The following is a 17,964-nucleotide window of genomic DNA, read 5'->3' as shown; positions in this document are numbered from 1 at the left end:
GATTGGATTCCTCGGAGGGAGTGTAATGGCTTCGCTCCTAACTTGGATTCGTAGTTGGTGGTCTCGCCCAATTCTAAGCGCGCACCTGATCCAAGGTAAAGGTTGCTATGTAACCACCGCACGGGGCAATCCAGTCCCTACACATGACGCCAAGTTCCTGCGTTTAATCATCCAAAATCAAGGCCGGTCTACGGTGCATAACTGCAAAGGCTACATAATTGGAATTCAGCACTCAGCGAATGGTATGAATACCGACGTGCAGGAAGAGGTCCTGGAGCTCGAGTGGTCCAACGGTAGCCCTTCCAGTCCGCGCAGCATTCCCCCAAGCGCCTTTTTTTACCTGAATCTGGCTTCACTCGACTTGATGCCTGGAGCACATACTTTGTGGCTTGGTGTCTCCTGGATGCCAAACCATTATGTTCACATGTTTGGGAACAACGCTCCGGCCGCTTCTTTTGAGCTATTGGTCAGAGTCGTCGCTGACAATTGTAGCCCCATTGACAGATCAGTTCGCTTCAATTTTGACCCCCAATCGCACGACTTATTTTTTCAATACGACTGATAGAGCTCTTACGAGGCAGTGATCCGCCGCACCATGCGAGCATGGAAACTCGCGTCGTCAGCACCATCCGCGAGTGGCGCTATCAGGCATAACGGTGACAGTGCAATTTTTATGCTCAAGGTTTTTACACTTTCGCCGTTATCGGCAGTCCGAGCGGGCTGTACGCTGGGCACCGGGGGCTCTTTTTGCATCGTTAACCATCCCCTGAGCGTCGGCTGACTTCACCAGACGATGAGACTAAGACACCGTGCATTCCCGCGGAGGTTGACGGTGATGATGGCTTGGACTGGCTCCCTGAAGCGAGCCTGCCGACGTTTAGGTTTCGCGATCGCGATGACAGCAGGCGTTCTCGGGACGGCATGTCCACCCGTTGGAGCCAGCGCCCATGCGCAGCAGCGTAAGAAGGTGCCGCATCTGCCGGACAGGACGAAGGACTTGCTGAAGCGCGGCTACGTCGCGCTCTCCGGAGACGATGCGATCAACTTCCTGATCGGCAACTCCGTCTTGATCAGGAAGTCGGATTCGGCGCCGTACCTTCGATCGTCCGTGAGCGACATGAGCTTTTATTTCAAGGACCGTCACACCGCCTATCAATGCGTTGGCAGCGACTGCTGGATCAGTCATTGGACGGTCGACGGGCCGATGATCTGTTTTGAGATACCCTGGAGATGCGACGATCCAACCTACAGGTCTTATAGTGCGCCTCGGCTTTTTGCGGCTCCTCGGCCCGACAAACGGACTGGCGTCATCGGCCGCTACTTGACCTTCAACGCGAACGTCTACGCCGTGGTCAAGGCAAATGCGACGATCGCCCCGCTGATCGAACGCCCCGAGGGCGTGGGTGAGCTCATGAGGGTGAAATCGGCGGATTTTCCCCGGGAGATCGAAACGCCCGGTCACGGGTCTGGCAACGGCACGACGGTGCCGGTGACCGGAGACCGCGCCATGGCCTTGCTGATCGGCAATACATTCATGTCGGCCGAAACGGCAACCGACGCACTTGGTCACGTCCACGCCTGCCCCACGCAGGGCACCTACTATGCGCCGGATGGCCGCATCATCATGTTCAGCTGCCATCATGCACCGGGCCAGCCCGATTCATGGTCGCTGCACCCGGCGCGGTGGACATCAACCGCGGGCGGCAAGTTCAAGTGTGACGACCCCGGCTATGGAGAACATGGCTGCCTGGCCCCGATCGGGAAGGTGTCCCTGGCGGCCTCCGACCGTCCCGAGGAGCGGCTGGTCATTGCAGAAGACTTCCCGCGGACGATCTCCGGATATGCAGGGAACGTCTTTGGGTTCAAATAGTCCTGCGCAATCCGAAGAGCCTTGCGATCTCGGATCATCTTTGCTGCCCACGCCGCCTCTGGGCTCCATGTGTCATGTACGCCGAGGTTTTTCGCTTCGTGGATTGGTGTTCACTTTGTAAGCGATAAAATGCACAAGGTCGTGGTCAGCGCGGTCCTCGTTGTGGCTCTGTTCATAGGCGTTGTCGCACTGGTGATCAGGCACTTGCCGTGATTCCGAGAGGTGGCCTCTCGTCGGCGGTCTGTTTTTCGGACCGGCGATCATCGAAGAGGCCTCCTGTGTCCCGAACTCGATGAACCGCGGCGGAACATTCCGGACGGACACCGGTTCGCCCAAGTTCCAGCGCGTTTGGTGCCAGCACGCGTTTTCTCGAGGGGTCCGCTGATGTCGTCGTCCGATGTGGCCAGGAGTGCTCATGATCGCCGTCAACGACGGTTGCTGATCGTGCTTGCCCTGGGATTTATCGCCTTTGGCGCCGCTGCGGCCGGTCTGGTCTACGTGTTGCAGCCCGAGACGCTCCGGATCGCCGTCGGACCCGCAGGGAGCGACGACCAGAAGGTGGTCCAGGCGATGGCCGACGCGTTCAGCGAAGAAAGCAGGACCGTCCGGCTCGCGCCGATCACGACCGCGGGAGCGGCTGAATCCCTCGCTTTGCTGGCCGCCGACAAAGCCGATCTGGCAGTCGGCCGCGGCGACCTCAGCATGCCGCCCGATGCGCAGACGCTGGCCGTCCTGCGCAAGAACTATGTCGTGCTGTGGTCGGCCTCCGGGCGTCGCGGCAACGCCACCAAGCCAAAGGCCGGCGGCAAGATCGCGGATATCGCCCATCTGGCGGGTCACAAGGTCGGCATCATCGGGAAGACCGGAGCCAATCTGGCTGTGCTCCAGGCCATTCTGGAGGGCTCCGGCGTGACACCCGACAAGGTCGCCACCGCTCAATTCGGGACGGACGAGATCGAGAAACTGGCGCAGGACCCCACCATCGACGCGTATCTCGCGGTCGGTCCGCTCGACAGCAAGATCACGGTGGATGCGATCACCGCAACCTCGCGGGTACGCGGCGCTCCCACTTTTCTTCCGATCGATACGTCGGAGGCCATCGCCCTGAAGCATCCGCGCTACGAGGCCGAGGAAATCCCCGCCAGCGTCTTCAGCGCCAAGCCGGCCTGGCCGGAGGACAAGGTCGACACGATCAGCGTCAATCATTTGATCCTGGCCAAGAAGGAGCTGTCCGAAGCCAAGGCGGCCGCCTTCTTCCGGCAGCTGTTCGCGGTCCGCGACACGATCACGCAAGGCCTCGCCGGCGCGACGCACATCATCAAGCCCGACACCGAGAAGGAGACCGAACCGTCCGTGCATCGCGGCGCCGCGGCGGTGATCAACGGCACCGAGCGGACCTTCCTGGACAAGTATAGCGACTACTTCTGGTTCGCCCTGCTCGTTCTGTCCGGCATCGGTTCGGCCGCGGAATGGCTACGCCGCTATCTGAACCGGGATGAAGCGGACGACGACACCAGCGGCCGCAACCGCATTCTGGCCGCAGTGTCCGAGGCGCGCAATGCCGCGTCCGAGCAGGATCTGCTGACCTTGCAACGGGAGATCGACGGGATCATCGCCGAGACCCTGAAAGGCTATGACGACGGCGCCGTCGAACAGGAGGACCTGACTGCATTCGGCCTGGTTCTCGACTTGTTCAATCATGCCCTGGCCGAACGGCGCGCGGCGCTGCAGAGCGGCGCCGCCGATCCATCATGGTCGTCATCAGGTCCGACCCTCGCCTCGCGGCGATAGGCCGGGCTGGCGCCGAACACACGCATGTCACGATCTGTGTTCACGCCTGGTTGGACTCGTACACCCCGCCCCACTCGTCATCCCAGGTCAGCGCGCCTCGCTCGAAGTCGTCGGCGATGATCTCGATGAACTCGGTCAGCGAGCCCGCGATGAGGTCGCGGCGGGCATCGTCGTGCCACATCGTGATGACCTGGCCGCTGCTGCCGCCCTCGGCCGGCTCCATGTCGACGCAGAGATGGTTGCCGCCGCCGTCTCCGCAGAACGGAATCCAGCGCAAGCGCCACCATTCATCGCCCTTGATCGGCCCGCTCGGGTCACAGCTGTAGTTCTCGGGCTTGAACTGCGTGCGATAAAGGTCGGCCCAGATCTTCCACTCCTCAGCGATGCGCTCGGCCGAGAACAGCTCCCATCCAGGCAGGACCTGATGATCGCCGCTTCCATTGTGGAGGCTCAACAATCGGCGGAGGTCCGGAGGAAACCCGCAACCGACCTCTCGCTCGGCCGACTCGATCTGGGCCGTCGTGGCGCCCTCGTTGAAGTAGCTGATGAAGGGCGCATGCGCCTCGGTGGCCTTCGCCGTGTAGCGCGCCCAGGCGCTCTCGAGCCTCGCAGGATCAAAATCGGTTGTCATCAGCACCTCGTGAGTTGCAACTTGGATTGTCGAGCTTCAGCTCGGATAGGATGCCATCGGCGGTGAGGTTCGGTCCACCGAGCAGCTAAAGCGTGACTGTCTGCACCGGCACGGACGTGTCGATACCCAAAGCATAAGCTTCCGCGAAGGATCGCACCTCGTCGATCGACTCGCCGGGCTTTTCCCGCTTCAGATTTCGTGCACTGTCACCATTAGGCCCGCCCCTATGGCGGTCGTCTCGAAGGGCGAGGCTCCATCGTGGACTCATGGTTCGAGACGCGCCGCAAGGGCGGCGCTCCTCACCATGAGGTCTTGGCACCCAACGTGATCCTGCACATTGACCTTGAACACACTGAGAGGCGTGTTCAGGGAGAGGACCAGTCGGGGAGAGAAGATCGTCCTGTCCCGGGGGCGAGCCAAACATGATCGTACCTGAATTCGCTGCCGAGAATTTCGCTTGTGCTGCTGTCGACCACGAGCGCGCAATCGGATTTGTACAGGTCCCGGTCGCGAAACTTTCTAGTGACGCTCAAATACGAGACGCCGCCAATATCGTCGATGCTGAAATCATAATTTGCGATGTCGAATTGCGGCACCGCCTTGCGAAAATACGCCGTCACATTACCTGCCAGCCGCTGCCCCAGGTCGCCGACGGAGATAGGACGTCCCGGTTGGGTCGGCCGCAGGATCCCGGCCACCGACATTGTCCCGGCATCAACGAAGACGGTCGGACCTCCGCGTCCGCCCCTCCAGCCGTCGCCAAGATCGATATCTTCGACGTAGGCGAACGCGATATAGCGACCATATCGTCTGGAATGCGCTTTCTCGAAGCCGTGCAGCAGGGCATCGGACGTCGCCTCGAGATGAGCATCCGCGAGCCGCCGTGCCGACGCGACCACATCCTCCTCGGCCCAAGACACGCCTGGCGCGACCAGACACACAGCCATCCCAAGCGCCCTTAGCATGTCCGTGCACGTCATCGCATCCTCCCTACGCCTTCGAGCCGGCGTGCGGCGACGACAGCCCCACCTTGCCGGCGACCTCACGGCCGCGGGGAAGCCATCGGCTTGTTGTGACAGCGCACTCAACTCCGCAACAGCGTCGCGATGGGCAGATTTTTCATGCACGGTCACCGATACCGGCTCGACTCTTCGCATACGGCGCTCCGCACAGTTGCGCAAGTCTGCTTCTACATCGTCATGGCCGGACTTGTCCCGGCCAGCCACGTCAGCCCCTCCTCCGTGGTCGTCAACGGCTTGTACTCGCAGCCCACCCAGCCGGCATAGCCGATGGCGTCGAGGTGGCGGAACAGATACGCGTAGTTGATCTCGCCCGTCCCCGGCTCGTGGCGGCCGGGATTGTCGGCGAGCTGGATATGGGCGATGCGGGCGAGGTGCTTCTGCAGGGTGCGGGCGAGATCGCCCTCCATGATCTGCATGTGGTAGATGTCGTATTGGACGAACAGATTGTCGGACTCGACCTCCGAGATCAGTTGCAGCGCCTGGGCGGTGCGGCTCAAGAAGAAGCCGGGCATGTCGAGCGTGTTGATCGGCTCGATCAGCAGCCTGATGCCCTGCGCCTTCAGCGCGGTGGCGGCAAAGCGCAGGTTGCGCACCAGCGTCTGGTTGAGCTCGCGCGGATCGGCATCATCGGGCGCGATGCCGACGAGGCAGTTGAGCCGGCGGCAGTCCAGCGCCCGGGCGTATTCGATGCCGCGGCGGACGCCGTCGCGGAAGTCGTCGACGCGGTCCGGCAGGATGGCGATGCCGCGCTCGCCGGCGGCCCAGTCGCCGGCCGGCAGATTGTGCAGCACCTGGGTCAGGCCGTGGCGGCCGAGCTGCTCGCGCAGCTCCGCCTTGTCGAACTCGTAGGGAAACAGATATTCGACGCCGCTGAAGCCGGCCGCCTTGGCGGCGGCGAAGCGCTCGATGAACGGCAGCTCGTTGAACAGCATCGTGAGGTTGGCGGCAAAGCGCGGCATGTGATGATCCTCGGATGAGAGCGGCGGATGTGTTCAGGCGGGCTGCAGCGTGCGCTGGGGCTCGGCCGGCGTCTCGTCCACCGACAGATCGAGCACCTCCTCGAACTCGACGACGTTGTCGATCTCCGTCCCCATCGCGATGTTGGTGACGCGCTCGAGCACGAACTCGACGACGACCGGCACCTGGTACTCCGCCATCCATTCGCGCGCGGTCGCGAACGCCGCCTGCGCGTCGCGCGGATCGGTGACGCGGATCGCCTTGCAGCCGAGCCCCTGCGCGACCGCGACGTGGTCGACGCCGTAGCCGCCGACCTCCGGCGCGTTGATGTTCTCGAACGACAGCTGCACCTGATAGTCCATCGAGAAGCCACGCTGCGCCTGGCGGATCAGGCCGAGATAGGCGTTGTTCACGACGACGTGGATGTAGGGCAGATTGAACTGGGCGCCGACCGCGAGCTCCTCGATCAGGAACTGGAAGTCGTAGTCGCCGGAGAGCGCGACGATCTCGCGCTTGGGATCGGCGGCGCGGACGCCGAGCGCGGCCGGCAGCGTCCAGCCGAGCGGGCCCGCCTGCCCCGCATTGATCCAGTGGCGCGGATGGTTGACGCGGAGGAATTGCGCGCCGCCGATCTGCGACAGGCCGATGACGCTGACATAGCAGGTGTCGCGGCCGAACGCCTTGTTCATCTCGTGATAGACGCGCTGCGGCTTGATCGGCACCTGGTCGAAATCGCTGCGCCGGAGCATCGTGCGCTTGCGGTCCTGGCAAGCCGCCGGCCACGCCTGCCGCTCGCGCAGCCGGCCCGCCTTGCGCCATTCGCGCGCGACACTGATGAACATCTCGAGCGCCGCCTTGGCATCGGACACGATGCCGAGCTCGGGATTGAAGACGCGGCCGATCTGGGTCGGCTCGATGTCGACATGCACGAAGGTGCGGCCCTTGGTGTAGGTCTCCAAGGAGCCGGTGTGGCGGTTGGCCCAGCGGTTGCCGATGCCGAGGACGAAATCGGACTCCAGGAAGTTGGCGTTGCCGTAGCGGTGGCTGGTCTGCAGGCCGACCATCCCGGCCATCAGCACGTGATCATCGGGAATGGCGCCCCACCCCATCAGGGTCGGCACGACCGGCACGTTGACGATCTCGGCGAAGGTGACGAGCAGATCACTGGCATCGGCGTTGATGATGCCGCCGCCGGCGACGATCAGCGGACGCTCCGCGGCGTTGAGCATCTCCATCGCCTTCTCGACCTGCTTGCGGCTCGCCGCGGGCTTGTAGACCGGCAGCGGCGCATAGGTCTCGTCGTCGAACTCGATCTCGGCGAGTTGCACGTCGAGCGGCAGGTCGATCAGCACCGGGCCCGGGCGGCCCGAGCGCATGATGTGGAAGGCCTGGCTGAACACCCGCGGCACCAGGCCGGGCTCGCGCACCGTCACCGCCCATTTGGTCACGGGCTTGGCGATCTGCTCGATGTCGACGGCCTGGAAATCCTCCTTGTACAGCCGCGCGCGCGGCGCCTGGCCGGTGATGCAGAGGATCGGAATGGAGTCCGCGATCGCCGAATAGAGCCCGGTGATCATGTCGGTACCGGCCGGGCCTGATGTGCCGATGCACACGCCGATATTGCCGGCCTTGGCGCGGGTGTAGCCCTCGGCCATGTGCGAGGCGCCCTCGACATGGCGGGCGAGGATGTGGCGGATCGAGCCGCGCCGTTGCAGCGCGGAATAGAGCGGGTTGATCGCCGCACCGGGGACGCCGAAGGCGCAGGCGACGCCCTCCTTCTCCAAGATCCGCACCGCAGCATCGATCGCCCGCATCTTCGCCATCTCGCGTCTCCCGTTTGGTTGATGCGCGAGGATCGCTGCTGCGGGCGGTCATCTCAATTCAGTCGTCGATTTTTCCCACGATGCGGCACGTCCGGCAAAACAGCGGATGGCTCAGTTAGTTATGGCGACAAACAGCTGACATGTCCTAACAGCTTGGCAGCGCGATCCTGCTATTCGAACAGCGACGCGAGCTCCATCTGCGGCACCAGCACGAGGCCCTGGTCGGTGATACGAATTTCCGGAATGACCGATAAGGGAATCAGATTGAAGCCCATGTAGGGAATGGTGCAGCCGGCCTCGGCCCATTCTGTCTTCAAGAGCTTCACCTCATCGGCGACCTCCGTGACGCGCTTGTCCGACAGCAGGCCGGCGATCGGCAACGGAACCATCGCCCGTACCTGGCCGTCGGCCACGAGGCAGACGCCGCCCTGCTGCGCGCCGATCGCGGCGACGGCCGCCTGCATGTCCGCCTCGTTGGTGCCGGCGACGATGATGTTGTGGCTGTCATGGCCGACACTGGAGGCGACGGCACCGCGCTTCAGGCCGAAATCCTTCAGAAGCCCATGCGCGACGTTGCCGGCCGACTTGCCGTGCCGCTCGATGACGGCGACGAAGCACAGGCCGTGGCGCGCGAACAGCGTGTCCCAGTCGTTGGCCGGCTCGATCGCGACCTTCTCATGGATCAGCGTGATGCCCGGCAGCGCGGTCTTGATCGCGTTGACGGTGCAGGCCTTGGCCGGCAGCTCCGGCGTCAGCTTCACCTGCGCGGGCAGCTTCACCGTGGCATAGGCCGCCTTCGGATACTGATAGCGTTGCGACAGCGCCTGATCGAAAAGCGCGGTGATCCTGCCCTTGTCGACGACCAGCTCGCCGCCATACCAGGTGGACTGCGGCTTGAGGCCATCGTCGAGCAGCACCAGATCGGCGCGGCGGCCGCCGCCGAGGCCGCCGATCTCGCCGTCCATCGCAAAGCGCGTCGCGCCGTGCAGCGAGCCCATCGACCACGCCTGCTCCGGCGACATCCCCGCCTTGACCGCCTCGCGCACCACCCAGTCCAAGCCGAACAGCATGAGATCGTCGGCGTCGCGATCGTCGGTGCAGACGGCGGTGCGCTTGTGCGAGGCGCCGAGCTCGGTGATGGTGCGGATCGCCTGCGGCAGGCTGTGCCACGGCGTCGTCGGCGGCCCGCCGCGCAGGAAGATCCAGACGCCGGCATCGAGCAGGTCGTCGGCGATGTCGCGGTCGATCGCCTCATGCGTGTCGGTGACGCCGCTCGCGGCATAGGCCGCGACGAACTCGCGGCCATAGACGTGGCCCGACACCGGCCGCCCGCGTTGCAGCGCGGCTGCGAGAATGGCGTGGCTGCGCTCGTCGCCCATGCAGACCGGCACGAAATCCATCTTCTCGCCGAGCGCCACCGCCTCCGGCCAGCGGTCGAACAGGCCGGCGATCTTGTCCGGCGTGAGATCGCCGCCGGCGGTCTCCAGCGCCGCCGACGTGGCCGGCACCGTCGAGGGCACGGTGAGGAAGATCGACAGCGGCGCCTGCCGCGCATCCTCCAGCATCGCCTCGACGCCGGCGACATCCATCACGTTGCCGATCTCGTGGCTGTCGCAAAAGATCGTCGTGGTGCCGTTGAGCAGTGCGGCTTCCGCATAGGCGCAGGCGGTCACCATCGAGGATTCGATATGGATGTGCGGATCGACGAGGCCGGGCGCGATGATGCCGCCTGCGGCGTCGTAGATCGCGAAGCCGCTCGCGAGCGCCTTGTGCGCGCCCGCCGGCTTCACCGCGGCCACGCGTCCGCCGGAGATCCACAGCTCGCGGCCCGTCAGGATGCGCTCCGAATAGGTCGACAGCACCCGCGCCCCGGTGATGACGAGATCGGGCGCGACCCGGCCCGACGCGACATCGGCGAGCCGCCGCGTCATGCTGTGCAGGGGAGCGACCGAGAAGCGGGTGAGTTTGGACATGGCACAACTCGCTGGACGTGTTCAGGTGATCCGCCACGATCGTTGCGCGCGATGCAGGCGACGGCAAGCCCAAATAGGGCGGCGGATTTGATTACGCCTTGGGCAGTGGGGGCTCCTTCACCGTCCCCGATCTTGACGACATCGGCTGCGCACCCTAGGGGCGAGAGATCACGAATACGTCACCTGTGAAGGATCCCATGCTCAGGTTGCTGGCTGTGCCGATCGAGTTGCTGCGTCTTGTCATCTGCGTCATGCAGGCGATGGTCGATGCCGTCAGGGGCCGCAAACGGCAGCGCTACGAGGCCCAGATCCTGATCAACGCCCCTCGCGACGCGGTGTGGCGCTTCAACGTCGCCGAGCGGATGGTGCTGAACGGGCCACCGGTGCTCGAGATCACCCGCGAACCCCTGCCCGGAAGCCCCGACCTCTGGCTCGGCCGCGTCGCCGTGAGCGGACAGCCGCGAACACAAGGCGTCTACCGCGAGATCGAGCGCGACGATGCCAACGGGATCATCCGGTCCCAGAACGTGGCGCATGAGCTGAGCGTGCCGCCGGAGGGCGGACGCGATGCGCAGGCGGGCGTGAGCATCACCGCCACCGCGCAAGGGACGCTGCTGACCATTTTCAACGAGCTGACGATCCGCAGCTTTCGCGACCGCATCATCTATCCGCTCAGCGTGCGCAGGCTGACGCAACTGATCAAGGCCGAATGCGAGCGGGAGGCCGGCACGCACAGCCGTCTCGCCGACATCGCCAATCATGGTCTGGTGCTCTCGGCGCTGGCGCTGGCCAGCTTCTGGTACATGTTCAGCCTGAAGGAGGCGGTGCTGCTGGCGATCGTCCTCGCCATCCACGAGGCGGGTCACGCCGCAGCGATGCTGATGGCCGGCGTAGGCATCCACGCCGTCTACCTCGTCCCCTTCTTCGGCGGCGCCATCGTGCCGAAGACCGCCTATGGCAGCGAAGGCCGGCTCGGCTTCATCGCGCTGATGGGGCCGGCGATGAGCCTGATCCCGACGCTCGCGCTATTCGCGATCATGCCGGCCGGCAAATCCGACCCGCGCCTGGCGATGGAGATGTTCGCGGTGATCAACGCGGCCAACCTGCTGCCGATCTATCCGCTCGACGGCGGCCTCGTTCTCAACGCGCTGATCGGCTCGGCCAGCCGCAAGGCCGCCCTGCTCGCCGGCTGGATCGGCGTCGTGACCGGCCTCGTCCTGGCGCTGCATTTCCACTCCTGGCTGATCGGCATCCCGTTCCTGCTGTTCGCGCTGCAGCGCTATCTGACCGGACATCAGGCGATCCAGTTGAAGCCACTCTCGCTCCGGGGCGGCGTCGCGCTGGCGGTCGCCTATGGACTCACGCTCGCGGCCTACGCCCTCGTGATCAAGACGATGCTGGCGATGCGGGCGTTCTAGCCTGGTCGCCTCGATCGTTGTACGGCAGTCATCGCGACTGGGATCCGGTCGTTCGGCCTATGGATAGAGGCCGATCAGTGTCCGCAGCTCCGCGGTGACGCGCTCAAGCGCCTTCGGCGCGGTGTTCTGCTTGAGGACGAAGCCCTCTTTCGCCCGCGTGCTGATCCTGAACTCGCATTCGCCGGACTCGCGATCGACGATTTCGAGCCGCACGATTGCGGGGTTCATGTTCAAGAAGCCAGCGCCGATGGCCGCCTTGAGGACACGCCGGGGTGGCGCGATGTCGTCCTCGGGCATCAGCTCGCCGAGCTTCGCAAGCGCGGATGTCCCTAACGCGAGCGCCTTGTCGGGAGCCATTCGCCGGACGATCGTCCGCGTGCAGGTTTCGGTTGGAAGAGACCTCATCACGAGCCGTCCCCCCGCCATCAGTTTCGATGCGACGCGAGGCGGGACGATCCCGCCGTACTCGCCGGCCTTGTTGAGCCATCGATCGAAGATCTCGGCGTCGCTGATGGACATTGGCATGACTCCGTGGAAGCAGCGCGGTTGTGCTGGCTCGGCCACTCACCTCGAACGGGATTGTCGGCGCTGGCGGCACTGCCGTCAATCGGCCTGCCCATCGCTATCGCCGGCGGCCGGCCCCACCCCGCCCAGCGCCGCCGTCAGCTCCGCCGCGATGTCCCGCACCATGCCCCCCACCACCGGCACCCGCTCCTCCGTCAGCCGGCTCGCCAAGCCCGAGACCGAAATCGCGGCGAGCGGCTCGCGGCAGGAATCGTGGACGACGGCGGCGATGCAGCGCAGGCCGAGGCGGGCTTCCTCGTCGTCGACGGCGTAGCCCTGGCGGCGGATGGTCTCCAACTCGCGGAACAGGTCGCTGGCGCGGATGATGGATTTTTCGGTCAGGCGCGGCATGCCCTGGCGGTGGATGATGCCGTTGACGTCGTCGTCGGAATAGGTCGCGAGCACCGCCTTGCCCATGCCGGAGGTGACCATCGACAGGCGGCCGCCCACCTTGGTCAGCGAGCGCATGATCTCGCGGCTGTCGAGCCGCAGCAGCACCATCAGCGATTCATCGTCGACGACGGCGAGATTGGCGGTCTCGCGCGACTGGTCGCGCAGGCGGCGCAGATAGGGAATCGCCAGCGCGACGAAGTTGCGCCGGCGGGTGAAGGTGGCGCCGACGGCGAAGCTCTGCGCGCCGACGTGCCATTTCGATTCCATCCGGTCGAACTGGACGAAGCGGCGCTTCTCCAGCGTGGTCAGCAGGCGATGGACGGTGGACGTCGAGAGCCCGGCACGCACGGCGAGATCGCTCAGGCGATAGCCTTCGTCGTCCTCGGCGAGAATTTCCAGGATCTGCAGCGCGCGGCCGACGGATTGCACACCGCCGTCGCGGGGCTCGGCCGCGGCATCCGCGCGTGGCTCAATCGTCTTGCGACGGATCACGTGGCGCCTCTCTGCGCGGCCATCTTAAGGCGGCGTCGTTGCAGGACGGACGGATCTTGCTTCGTCACGCTATCAAATAAAGTGCCGCCCCGGCCCAGGGCCGGAGCGGCATTCGCGTCACTATGACTTAGAGCAGGCCCGCGCCGCGCGCCCACTTGTACTTGGCGCCGAGCACCTCGACCGGCAGCTCGGTCGAATAGGCGTAGGCCGGGATGCCGTTCTGGTAGAGATATTCGGCGGCTTCCTCGACCTCGACGTCGCCGGCGAGCGAGGCGACCATCGGCTTGACGAAGCCCTTGGCCTCCATCTCCTTCTTCACCTCGACCATGTTGCGCGCGAACACCATCGGCGGGGTCACGATCGTGTGCCAGTAGCCGAGGATCAGCGCATGGATGCGCTCATCCGACAGGCCGAGCTTGACCGTGTTCACGTAAGTGATCGGCGGCTCGCCACCGGTGATGTCGACAGGGTTGCCGGCGGCACCGAACGGCGGGATGAACTTGCGGAACGCGGCATCGAGATCCGGCGGCATCGTCATCAGCGACAGGCCGTTGTCGACGACGGCATCCGACAGCAGCACGCCCGAACCGCCGGCGCCGGTGATGATGAGGACGTTCTCACCCTTCGGCGTCGGCAGCACCGGCACGCCGCGGGCGAACTCGAGCAGCTGGCGCAGCGAGCGGGCGCGAATGACGCCGGACTGCTTCAGCACGTCCTCATAGATCTTGTCGTTGCCGGCGAGCGCGCCGGTGTGCGACGAGGCCGCCTTGGCGCCGGCCGACGTTCGGCCGGCCTTGAGCACGATGACCGGCTTCTTCTTGGAGACGCGCTTGGCGGCTTCCGCGAAGGCGCGGCCGTCCTTGAGGTCCTCGCAGTGCTGCGCGATCAAATTGGTGTTGGGATCCTGCTCGAAGAAGGCGAGCAGATCGTCCTCGTCGATATCGGACTTGTTGCCGAGGCCGACGATCGCGGACACGCCCATCTTCGCCGAGCGCGAGAAGCCGATGATGGCCATGCCGATGCCGCCCGACTGCGACGACAGCGCCGCGTGGCCCTTGACGTCATAGGCGGTGCAGAAGGTCGCGCACAGATTGGCCGGCGTGTAGTAGAAGCCGTAGATGTTTGGCCCCATCAGGCGGACATTGTACTTCTTGCCGATCTCGACGATCTCGGCCTGCAGCTCCGGCTCGTTGGCTTCGGCGAAGCCCGAGGGGATCAGCACCGCGCCCGGGATCTGCTTCTCGCCGCATTCGGTCAGCGCGCCGGCGACGAACTTGGCGGGGATCGCGAACACCGCGGTGTCGATCACGCCCGGCACGTCCTTGACGCTCTTATACGCCTTGTAGCCGAGAATCTCGGAGGCCTTCGGGTGGATCGGATAGATCTGGCCCTTGTAGCCGCCATTGATCAGGTTCTTCATCACGGAGTTGCCGATCTTGCCGTCCTCGGCGGAGGCGCCGATCACGGCGACCGCCTGGGGCTTCATGATGCGGTTCATCGCGGTGACGATTTCCTCGTTCGAGCGCGGCGCCGGACGGGGCTTGTAGTCGAAATCGACGACGATGCGGACGTCGGCGGCAATGGCGCCGTTCTTGGTCGCGAACACCGGGTTGAGGTCGAGCTCGACGATCTCAGGGAAATCGCTGACCAGCTTCGACACCTTGACGATGACGTCCGCCAGCGCCTCGCGGCTGACGGCATCGCCACCGCGCACGCCCTTCAGCATCTCATGCGCCTGGATGCCGTCGAGCATCGACAGGGCGTCGTCCTTGGTCGCGGGGGCGAGACGGAATGTCACATCCTTCAGCACCTCGACCAGCACGCCGCCGAGGCCGAAGGCCACCAGCTTGCCGAACGAGCCGTCGGTGATCGAGCCGACGATCACCTCGGTACCGCCGGTCAGCATCTGCTGCACCTGGATGCCTTCGATCTTGGCGTCGGCCTTGTACTTCTTCGCATTCGCGAGAATGGTGTCGTAGGCCTTCTGCGCGTCATCGGCGGTCTTCACGCCGACGATGACGCCGCCCGCTTCGGTCTTGTGCAGAATGTCCGGCGAGACGATCTTCATCACGACCGGAAAACCCATATCGCCCGCGAGCTTGGCTGCCTCGGCCGCCGACTTCGCCAGCCCCTCCTTCGGCACCGGAATGCCGTAGGCGTCGCAGACGATCTTGCCTTCAGGCGCGGTGAGGCTGGTGCGTTTATCCGCCTTCACACGATCGAGCACGTCTCGGATCGTGGCCTTGGCGTTCGGGATGGCGTCAGACATTGGGGCTTCCTCCTGGGGGATTGCTCGTGGTTTATGGCATTTGGTATGCCAGAAGCAAACTTTGTCAAGCGCATCGAAGATGTGGAAACGCGGAAAAATCGGTCATCTTGACAGTCTGGCATCTGGTATGCCAAAAATATTGGACGCAAAATGCTGTACACAGTGATCTCCCAAGGAGAGGAGATCGGTCGTGTCGACAGAGAAAACGAACAAGGCATTGCCCATCATGGCCGAGGCTGACATCGCGATCGCTCGCATCGCCCCGGAGACGAGCTTCAAGAATAAGGCCTATGAGGCCTTGAAAGAAGCGATTCTGAAGATGGACATCTACGCCTCGCCCGAGCCTGTCATGCTCGACGAGCGCGCGCTTTCCGAACGCCTCGGTGTCAGCCGCACGCCGATCCGCGAAGCGATCGCGATGCTCGAGCAGGACGGCTTCGTGAAAACCGTGCCGCGCCGGGGCATCGTCGTGGTGCGCCGGACCAAGAGCGAGATCGTCGACATGATCCGCGCCTGGGCGGCGCTGGAGAGCATGGCCGCGCGGCTCATCACCACGATCGCGCGCAAGAAGGACATCACGGCGCTGCGCGACTACTTCAAGGATTTCGGCAAGGACCGCCCGCCGCAGGAGCACATCGAGGAATATTCGAAGGCGAACATCGCGTTTCATCAGGCGCTGATCTCGCTGTCGGAGTCGCCGGTGCTGGTCGACATGACCAACGACATTCTGCTCCATGTGCGCGGCTATCGCCAGCTCACGATCGGCCGCACCGACCGTATCGCGGCGTCCCTGCCCGAGCACCTCGCGATCATCGAGGCGCTGGAGGAACGCAACACCGAGCTCGCCGAGAAGCGCGCCCGTGATCACACGCTGGGCCTCGCGACTTACGTCGAGACGCACGGCCAGGAACTGTTCAGCTGAGTTTCAAACAGAAGACGCGGAATGCGCCTTCATAGACGACCAGGGAGAGGCGCATGCCGCAGACAGCCATGAAGACCGAGGCGGACACCCACGAGGAGCTGACGGACGGCTTCCATCTCGTCATCGACGCGATGAAGCTGAACGGGATCGACACGATCTACAACGTTCCGGGGATTCCGATCACTGACCTCGGCCGCATGGCGCAGGCTGAAGGCATCCGCGTGCTCTCCTTCCGCCACGAGCAGAACGCCGGCTATGCCGCCGCGATCGCCGGCTTCCTGACCAAGAAGCCGGGCGTCTGCCTCACCGTCTCGGCTCCCGGCTTCCTCAACGGCCTCACGGCTCTGGCGCATGCGACCACCAACTGCTTCCCGATGATCCTGGTCTCGGGCTCCTCGGAGCGCGAGATCGTCGACCTGCAGCAGGGCGACTATGAGGAGATGGATCAGCTCGCGATCGCCAAGCCGCTGTGCAAGGCGGCCTTCCGCGTGCTGCACGCCCAGGATATCGGCATCGGCTTCGCCCGCGCGATCCGCGCCGCCGTCTCGGGCCGTCCCGGCGGCGTCTATCTCGATCTGCCGGCCAAACTGTTCGGCCAGGTGATGAACGCGCAGGCAGGCAGCGCTTCGCTGGTGAAGGTGATCGATCCGGCGCCGGCGCAGATCCCCTCCCCCGACTCCGTCAAGCGCGCGCTGGACGTTCTGAAGAGCGCCAAGCGTCCGCTGATCATCCTCGGCAAGGGCGCGGCCTACGCGCAGGCCGACGAGGCCATCAAGAATTTCGTCGAGAAGAGCGGCGTGCCGTTCCTGCCGATGAGCATGGCCAAGGGCCTGCTGCCCGACCTGCATCCGCAATGCGCGGGCGCGGCGCGCTCGACAGTGCTGAAGGATTCCGACGTCGTCATGCTGATCGGCGCCCGCCTCAACTGGCTGCTGTCGCACGGCAAGGGCAAGAGCTGGGGCGATGCGCCGAAGAAGTTCATCCAGGTCGACATCGAGCCGAAGGAGATGGACTCCAACGTCGAGATCGCGGCCCCCGTGGTCGGCGACATCGGCTCGGTCGTCACCGCCTTCTCCGACGCGATGGGCAGCAGCTGGCCTAAGGCGCCGGCCGAATGGCTCAGCGCGGTGCAGAAGAAGCGCGAGGACAACGTCGCCAAGATGGCGCCGCGGCTGATGAACAACAACTCGCCGATGGACTATCACGGCGCGCTCGGCGTACTCCGCACCATCATCAAGGAGCGTCCCGACGCGATCCTGGTCAACGAGGGCGCCAACACGCTCGACCTCGCCCGCGGCGTGATCGACATGTATCAGCCGCGCAAGCGGCTCGACGTCGGCACCTGGGGCGTCATGGGCATCGGCATGGGCTCGGCGATCGCCGCCGCCGTCGAGACCGGTAAGCCGGTGCTGGCGATCGAGGGCGACTCGGCCTTCGGCTTCTCCGGCATGGAAGTCGAGACCATCTGCCGCTACAATCTGCCGATCTGCGTCGTCATCTTCAACAATGACGGCATCTATCGCGGCACCGACCAGAACTCCGCGGGGTCAGATCCGGCGACCACCGTGTTCGTCAAGGGCGCGCGCTACGACAAGATGATGGAGGCCTTCGGCGGCGTCGGCGTCAACGCGACCTCGCCGGACGAGCTGAAGCGCGCCGTCAATGAGGCGATGGATTCCGGCAAGCCGACCCTGATCAACGCCGTGATCGATCCCGCTGCGGGTTCGGAGAGCGGCCGCATCGGCAACCTCAATCCGCAGAGCGTGCTGACCAAGAAGAAGTAAGGCCACCCACATCACCTGCCCGCCGATGCGGGATGACCATTCGATACGGAGAGGA

The 17,964-nt window shown here is 64.6% G+C and carries 13 protein-coding genes; 5 read left to right on the top strand and 8 right to left on the bottom strand.

Annotation, left to right across the window (positions count from 1 at the left end; genetic code table 11):
* Positions 1-835: 835 nt before the first annotated feature.
* Together ACQR1L_RS32175 and ACQR1L_RS32170 are read left to right on the top strand one after the other, a co-directional pair.
* On the top strand, positions 836-1,870 hold the full coding sequence (locus ACQR1L_RS32175; RefSeq protein ID WP_434861929.1) for a hypothetical protein: 1,035 nt from the start codon (positions 836-838) through the stop codon (positions 1,868-1,870).
* A gap of 384 nt (positions 1,871-2,254) precedes the next feature.
* Positions 2,255-3,661 carry a TAXI family TRAP transporter solute-binding subunit gene (locus ACQR1L_RS32170; protein ID WP_434861928.1) on the top strand — a complete coding sequence of 469 codons (1,407 nt, stop codon included), beginning with the start codon at positions 2,255-2,257 and terminating at the stop codon, positions 3,659-3,661.
* A 40-nt stretch (positions 3,662-3,701) separates the two neighbouring features.
* Here the strand turns inward: ACQR1L_RS32170 and ACQR1L_RS32165 are convergent, their stop codons facing one another.
* The 5 genes from ACQR1L_RS32165 to ACQR1L_RS32145 form a co-directional block, all read right to left on the bottom strand.
* Entirely contained in the window at positions 3,702-4,292 is a 591-nt protein-coding gene (locus tag ACQR1L_RS32165; protein ID WP_434861927.1) for an SMI1/KNR4 family protein, read from the bottom strand.
* 365 nt (positions 4,293-4,657) lie between these two features.
* A complete protein-coding gene (locus ACQR1L_RS32160; RefSeq protein ID WP_434861926.1) occupies positions 4,658-5,518 on the bottom strand; it encodes a hypothetical protein in 861 nt (286 codons plus the stop codon).
* Positions 5,482-6,273, bottom strand: a complete 792-nt coding sequence (gene hyi / locus ACQR1L_RS32155; RefSeq protein ID WP_434861925.1) for a hydroxypyruvate isomerase — start codon at positions 6,271-6,273, stop codon at positions 5,482-5,484. Before hyi ends, ACQR1L_RS32160 begins: the two co-directional genes overlap by 37 nt.
* 33 nt (positions 6,274-6,306) lie before the next feature.
* Positions 6,307-8,094, bottom strand: a complete 1,788-nt coding sequence (gene gcl / locus ACQR1L_RS32150; protein ID WP_434861924.1) for a glyoxylate carboligase — start codon at positions 8,092-8,094, stop codon at positions 6,307-6,309.
* Between the two features lie 170 nt (positions 8,095-8,264).
* Positions 8,265-10,067, bottom strand: a complete 1,803-nt coding sequence (locus ACQR1L_RS32145; protein WP_434861923.1) for an adenine deaminase — start codon at positions 10,065-10,067, stop codon at positions 8,265-8,267.
* Between the two features lie 197 nt (positions 10,068-10,264).
* Here ACQR1L_RS32145 and ACQR1L_RS32140 point away from each other — a divergent pair, with 197 nt between their 5' ends.
* Positions 10,265-11,485: a metalloprotease gene (locus ACQR1L_RS32140; RefSeq protein WP_434861922.1), complete on the top strand. Its 1,221-nt coding sequence runs from the start codon at positions 10,265-10,267 to the stop codon at positions 11,483-11,485.
* Positions 11,486-11,542: 57 nt separating this feature from the next.
* On the opposite strand, the gene ACQR1L_RS32135 is transcribed toward ACQR1L_RS32140, so the two are convergent.
* The 3 genes from ACQR1L_RS32135 to ACQR1L_RS32125 form a co-directional block, all read right to left on the bottom strand.
* The gene (locus ACQR1L_RS32135; RefSeq protein ID WP_434861921.1) at positions 11,543-12,004 is read right to left on the bottom strand and encodes a hypothetical protein; all 462 of its coding nucleotides are present in this window, start codon (positions 12,002-12,004) and stop codon (positions 11,543-11,545) included.
* An 84-nt stretch (positions 12,005-12,088) separates the two neighbouring features.
* Positions 12,089-12,934 (bottom strand): IclR family transcriptional regulator, encoded by an 846-nt coding sequence (locus ACQR1L_RS32130; RefSeq protein WP_434861920.1) that lies wholly within the window; start codon positions 12,932-12,934, stop codon positions 12,089-12,091.
* A 127-nt stretch (positions 12,935-13,061) separates the two neighbouring features.
* Positions 13,062-15,203 carry an acetate--CoA ligase family protein gene (locus ACQR1L_RS32125; RefSeq protein WP_434861919.1) on the bottom strand — a complete coding sequence of 714 codons (2,142 nt, stop codon included), beginning with the start codon at positions 15,201-15,203 and terminating at the stop codon, positions 13,062-13,064.
* 190 nt (positions 15,204-15,393) lie between these two features.
* On the opposite strand from ACQR1L_RS32125, the gene ACQR1L_RS32120 reads away from it, so the two are divergent.
* Both ACQR1L_RS32120 and oxc read left to right on the top strand, forming a co-directional pair.
* Complete coding sequence (locus ACQR1L_RS32120; RefSeq protein WP_006610670.1) at positions 15,394-16,125, top strand: GntR family transcriptional regulator; 732 nt, start codon at positions 15,394-15,396, stop codon at positions 16,123-16,125.
* Positions 16,126-16,178: 53 nt separating this feature from the next.
* A complete protein-coding gene (oxc, locus tag ACQR1L_RS32115) occupies positions 16,179-17,909 on the top strand; it encodes an oxalyl-CoA decarboxylase (RefSeq protein ID WP_434861918.1) in 1,731 nt (576 codons plus the stop codon).
* The last annotated feature ends 55 nt before the right edge of the window (positions 17,910-17,964 follow it).

The organism is Bradyrhizobium sp. HKCCYLR20261 (assembly GCF_051168435.1).
Classification (GTDB): domain Bacteria; phylum Pseudomonadota; class Alphaproteobacteria; order Rhizobiales; family Xanthobacteraceae; genus Bradyrhizobium.
The sequence above is the reverse complement of the archived record's forward strand: the minus strand, read 5'-3'. Positions and strand labels throughout refer to the sequence as shown.

What these genes read in the sequence shown, in the direction of transcription:
- oxc (WP_434861918.1), top strand. Translation starts at nt 16,179, where the DNA reads ATGCCGCAGACAGCCATGAAGACCGAGGCGGACACCCACGAGGAGCTG.
- ACQR1L_RS32175 (WP_434861929.1), top strand. Translation starts at nt 836, where the DNA reads ATGATGGCTTGGACTGGCTCCCTGAAGCGAGCCTGCCGACGTTTAGGT.
- gcl (WP_434861924.1), bottom strand. Translation starts at nt 8,094, where the DNA reads ATGGCGAAGATGCGGGCGATCGATGCTGCGGTGCGGATCTTGGAGAAG.
- ACQR1L_RS32135 (WP_434861921.1), bottom strand. Translation starts at nt 12,004, where the DNA reads ATGTCCATCAGCGACGCCGAGATCTTCGATCGATGGCTCAACAAGGCC.
- ACQR1L_RS32140 (WP_434861922.1), top strand. Translation starts at nt 10,265, where the DNA reads ATGCTCAGGTTGCTGGCTGTGCCGATCGAGTTGCTGCGTCTTGTCATC.
- ACQR1L_RS32125 (WP_434861919.1), bottom strand. Translation starts at nt 15,203, where the DNA reads ATGTCTGACGCCATCCCGAACGCCAAGGCCACGATCCGAGACGTGCTC.
- ACQR1L_RS32165 (WP_434861927.1), bottom strand. Translation starts at nt 4,292, where the DNA reads ATGACAACCGATTTTGATCCTGCGAGGCTCGAGAGCGCCTGGGCGCGC.
- ACQR1L_RS32170 (WP_434861928.1), top strand. Translation starts at nt 2,255, where the DNA reads ATGTCGTCGTCCGATGTGGCCAGGAGTGCTCATGATCGCCGTCAACGA.
- ACQR1L_RS32145 (WP_434861923.1), bottom strand. Translation starts at nt 10,067, where the DNA reads ATGTCCAAACTCACCCGCTTCTCGGTCGCTCCCCTGCACAGCATGACG.
- hyi (WP_434861925.1), bottom strand. Translation starts at nt 6,273, where the DNA reads ATGCCGCGCTTTGCCGCCAACCTCACGATGCTGTTCAACGAGCTGCCG.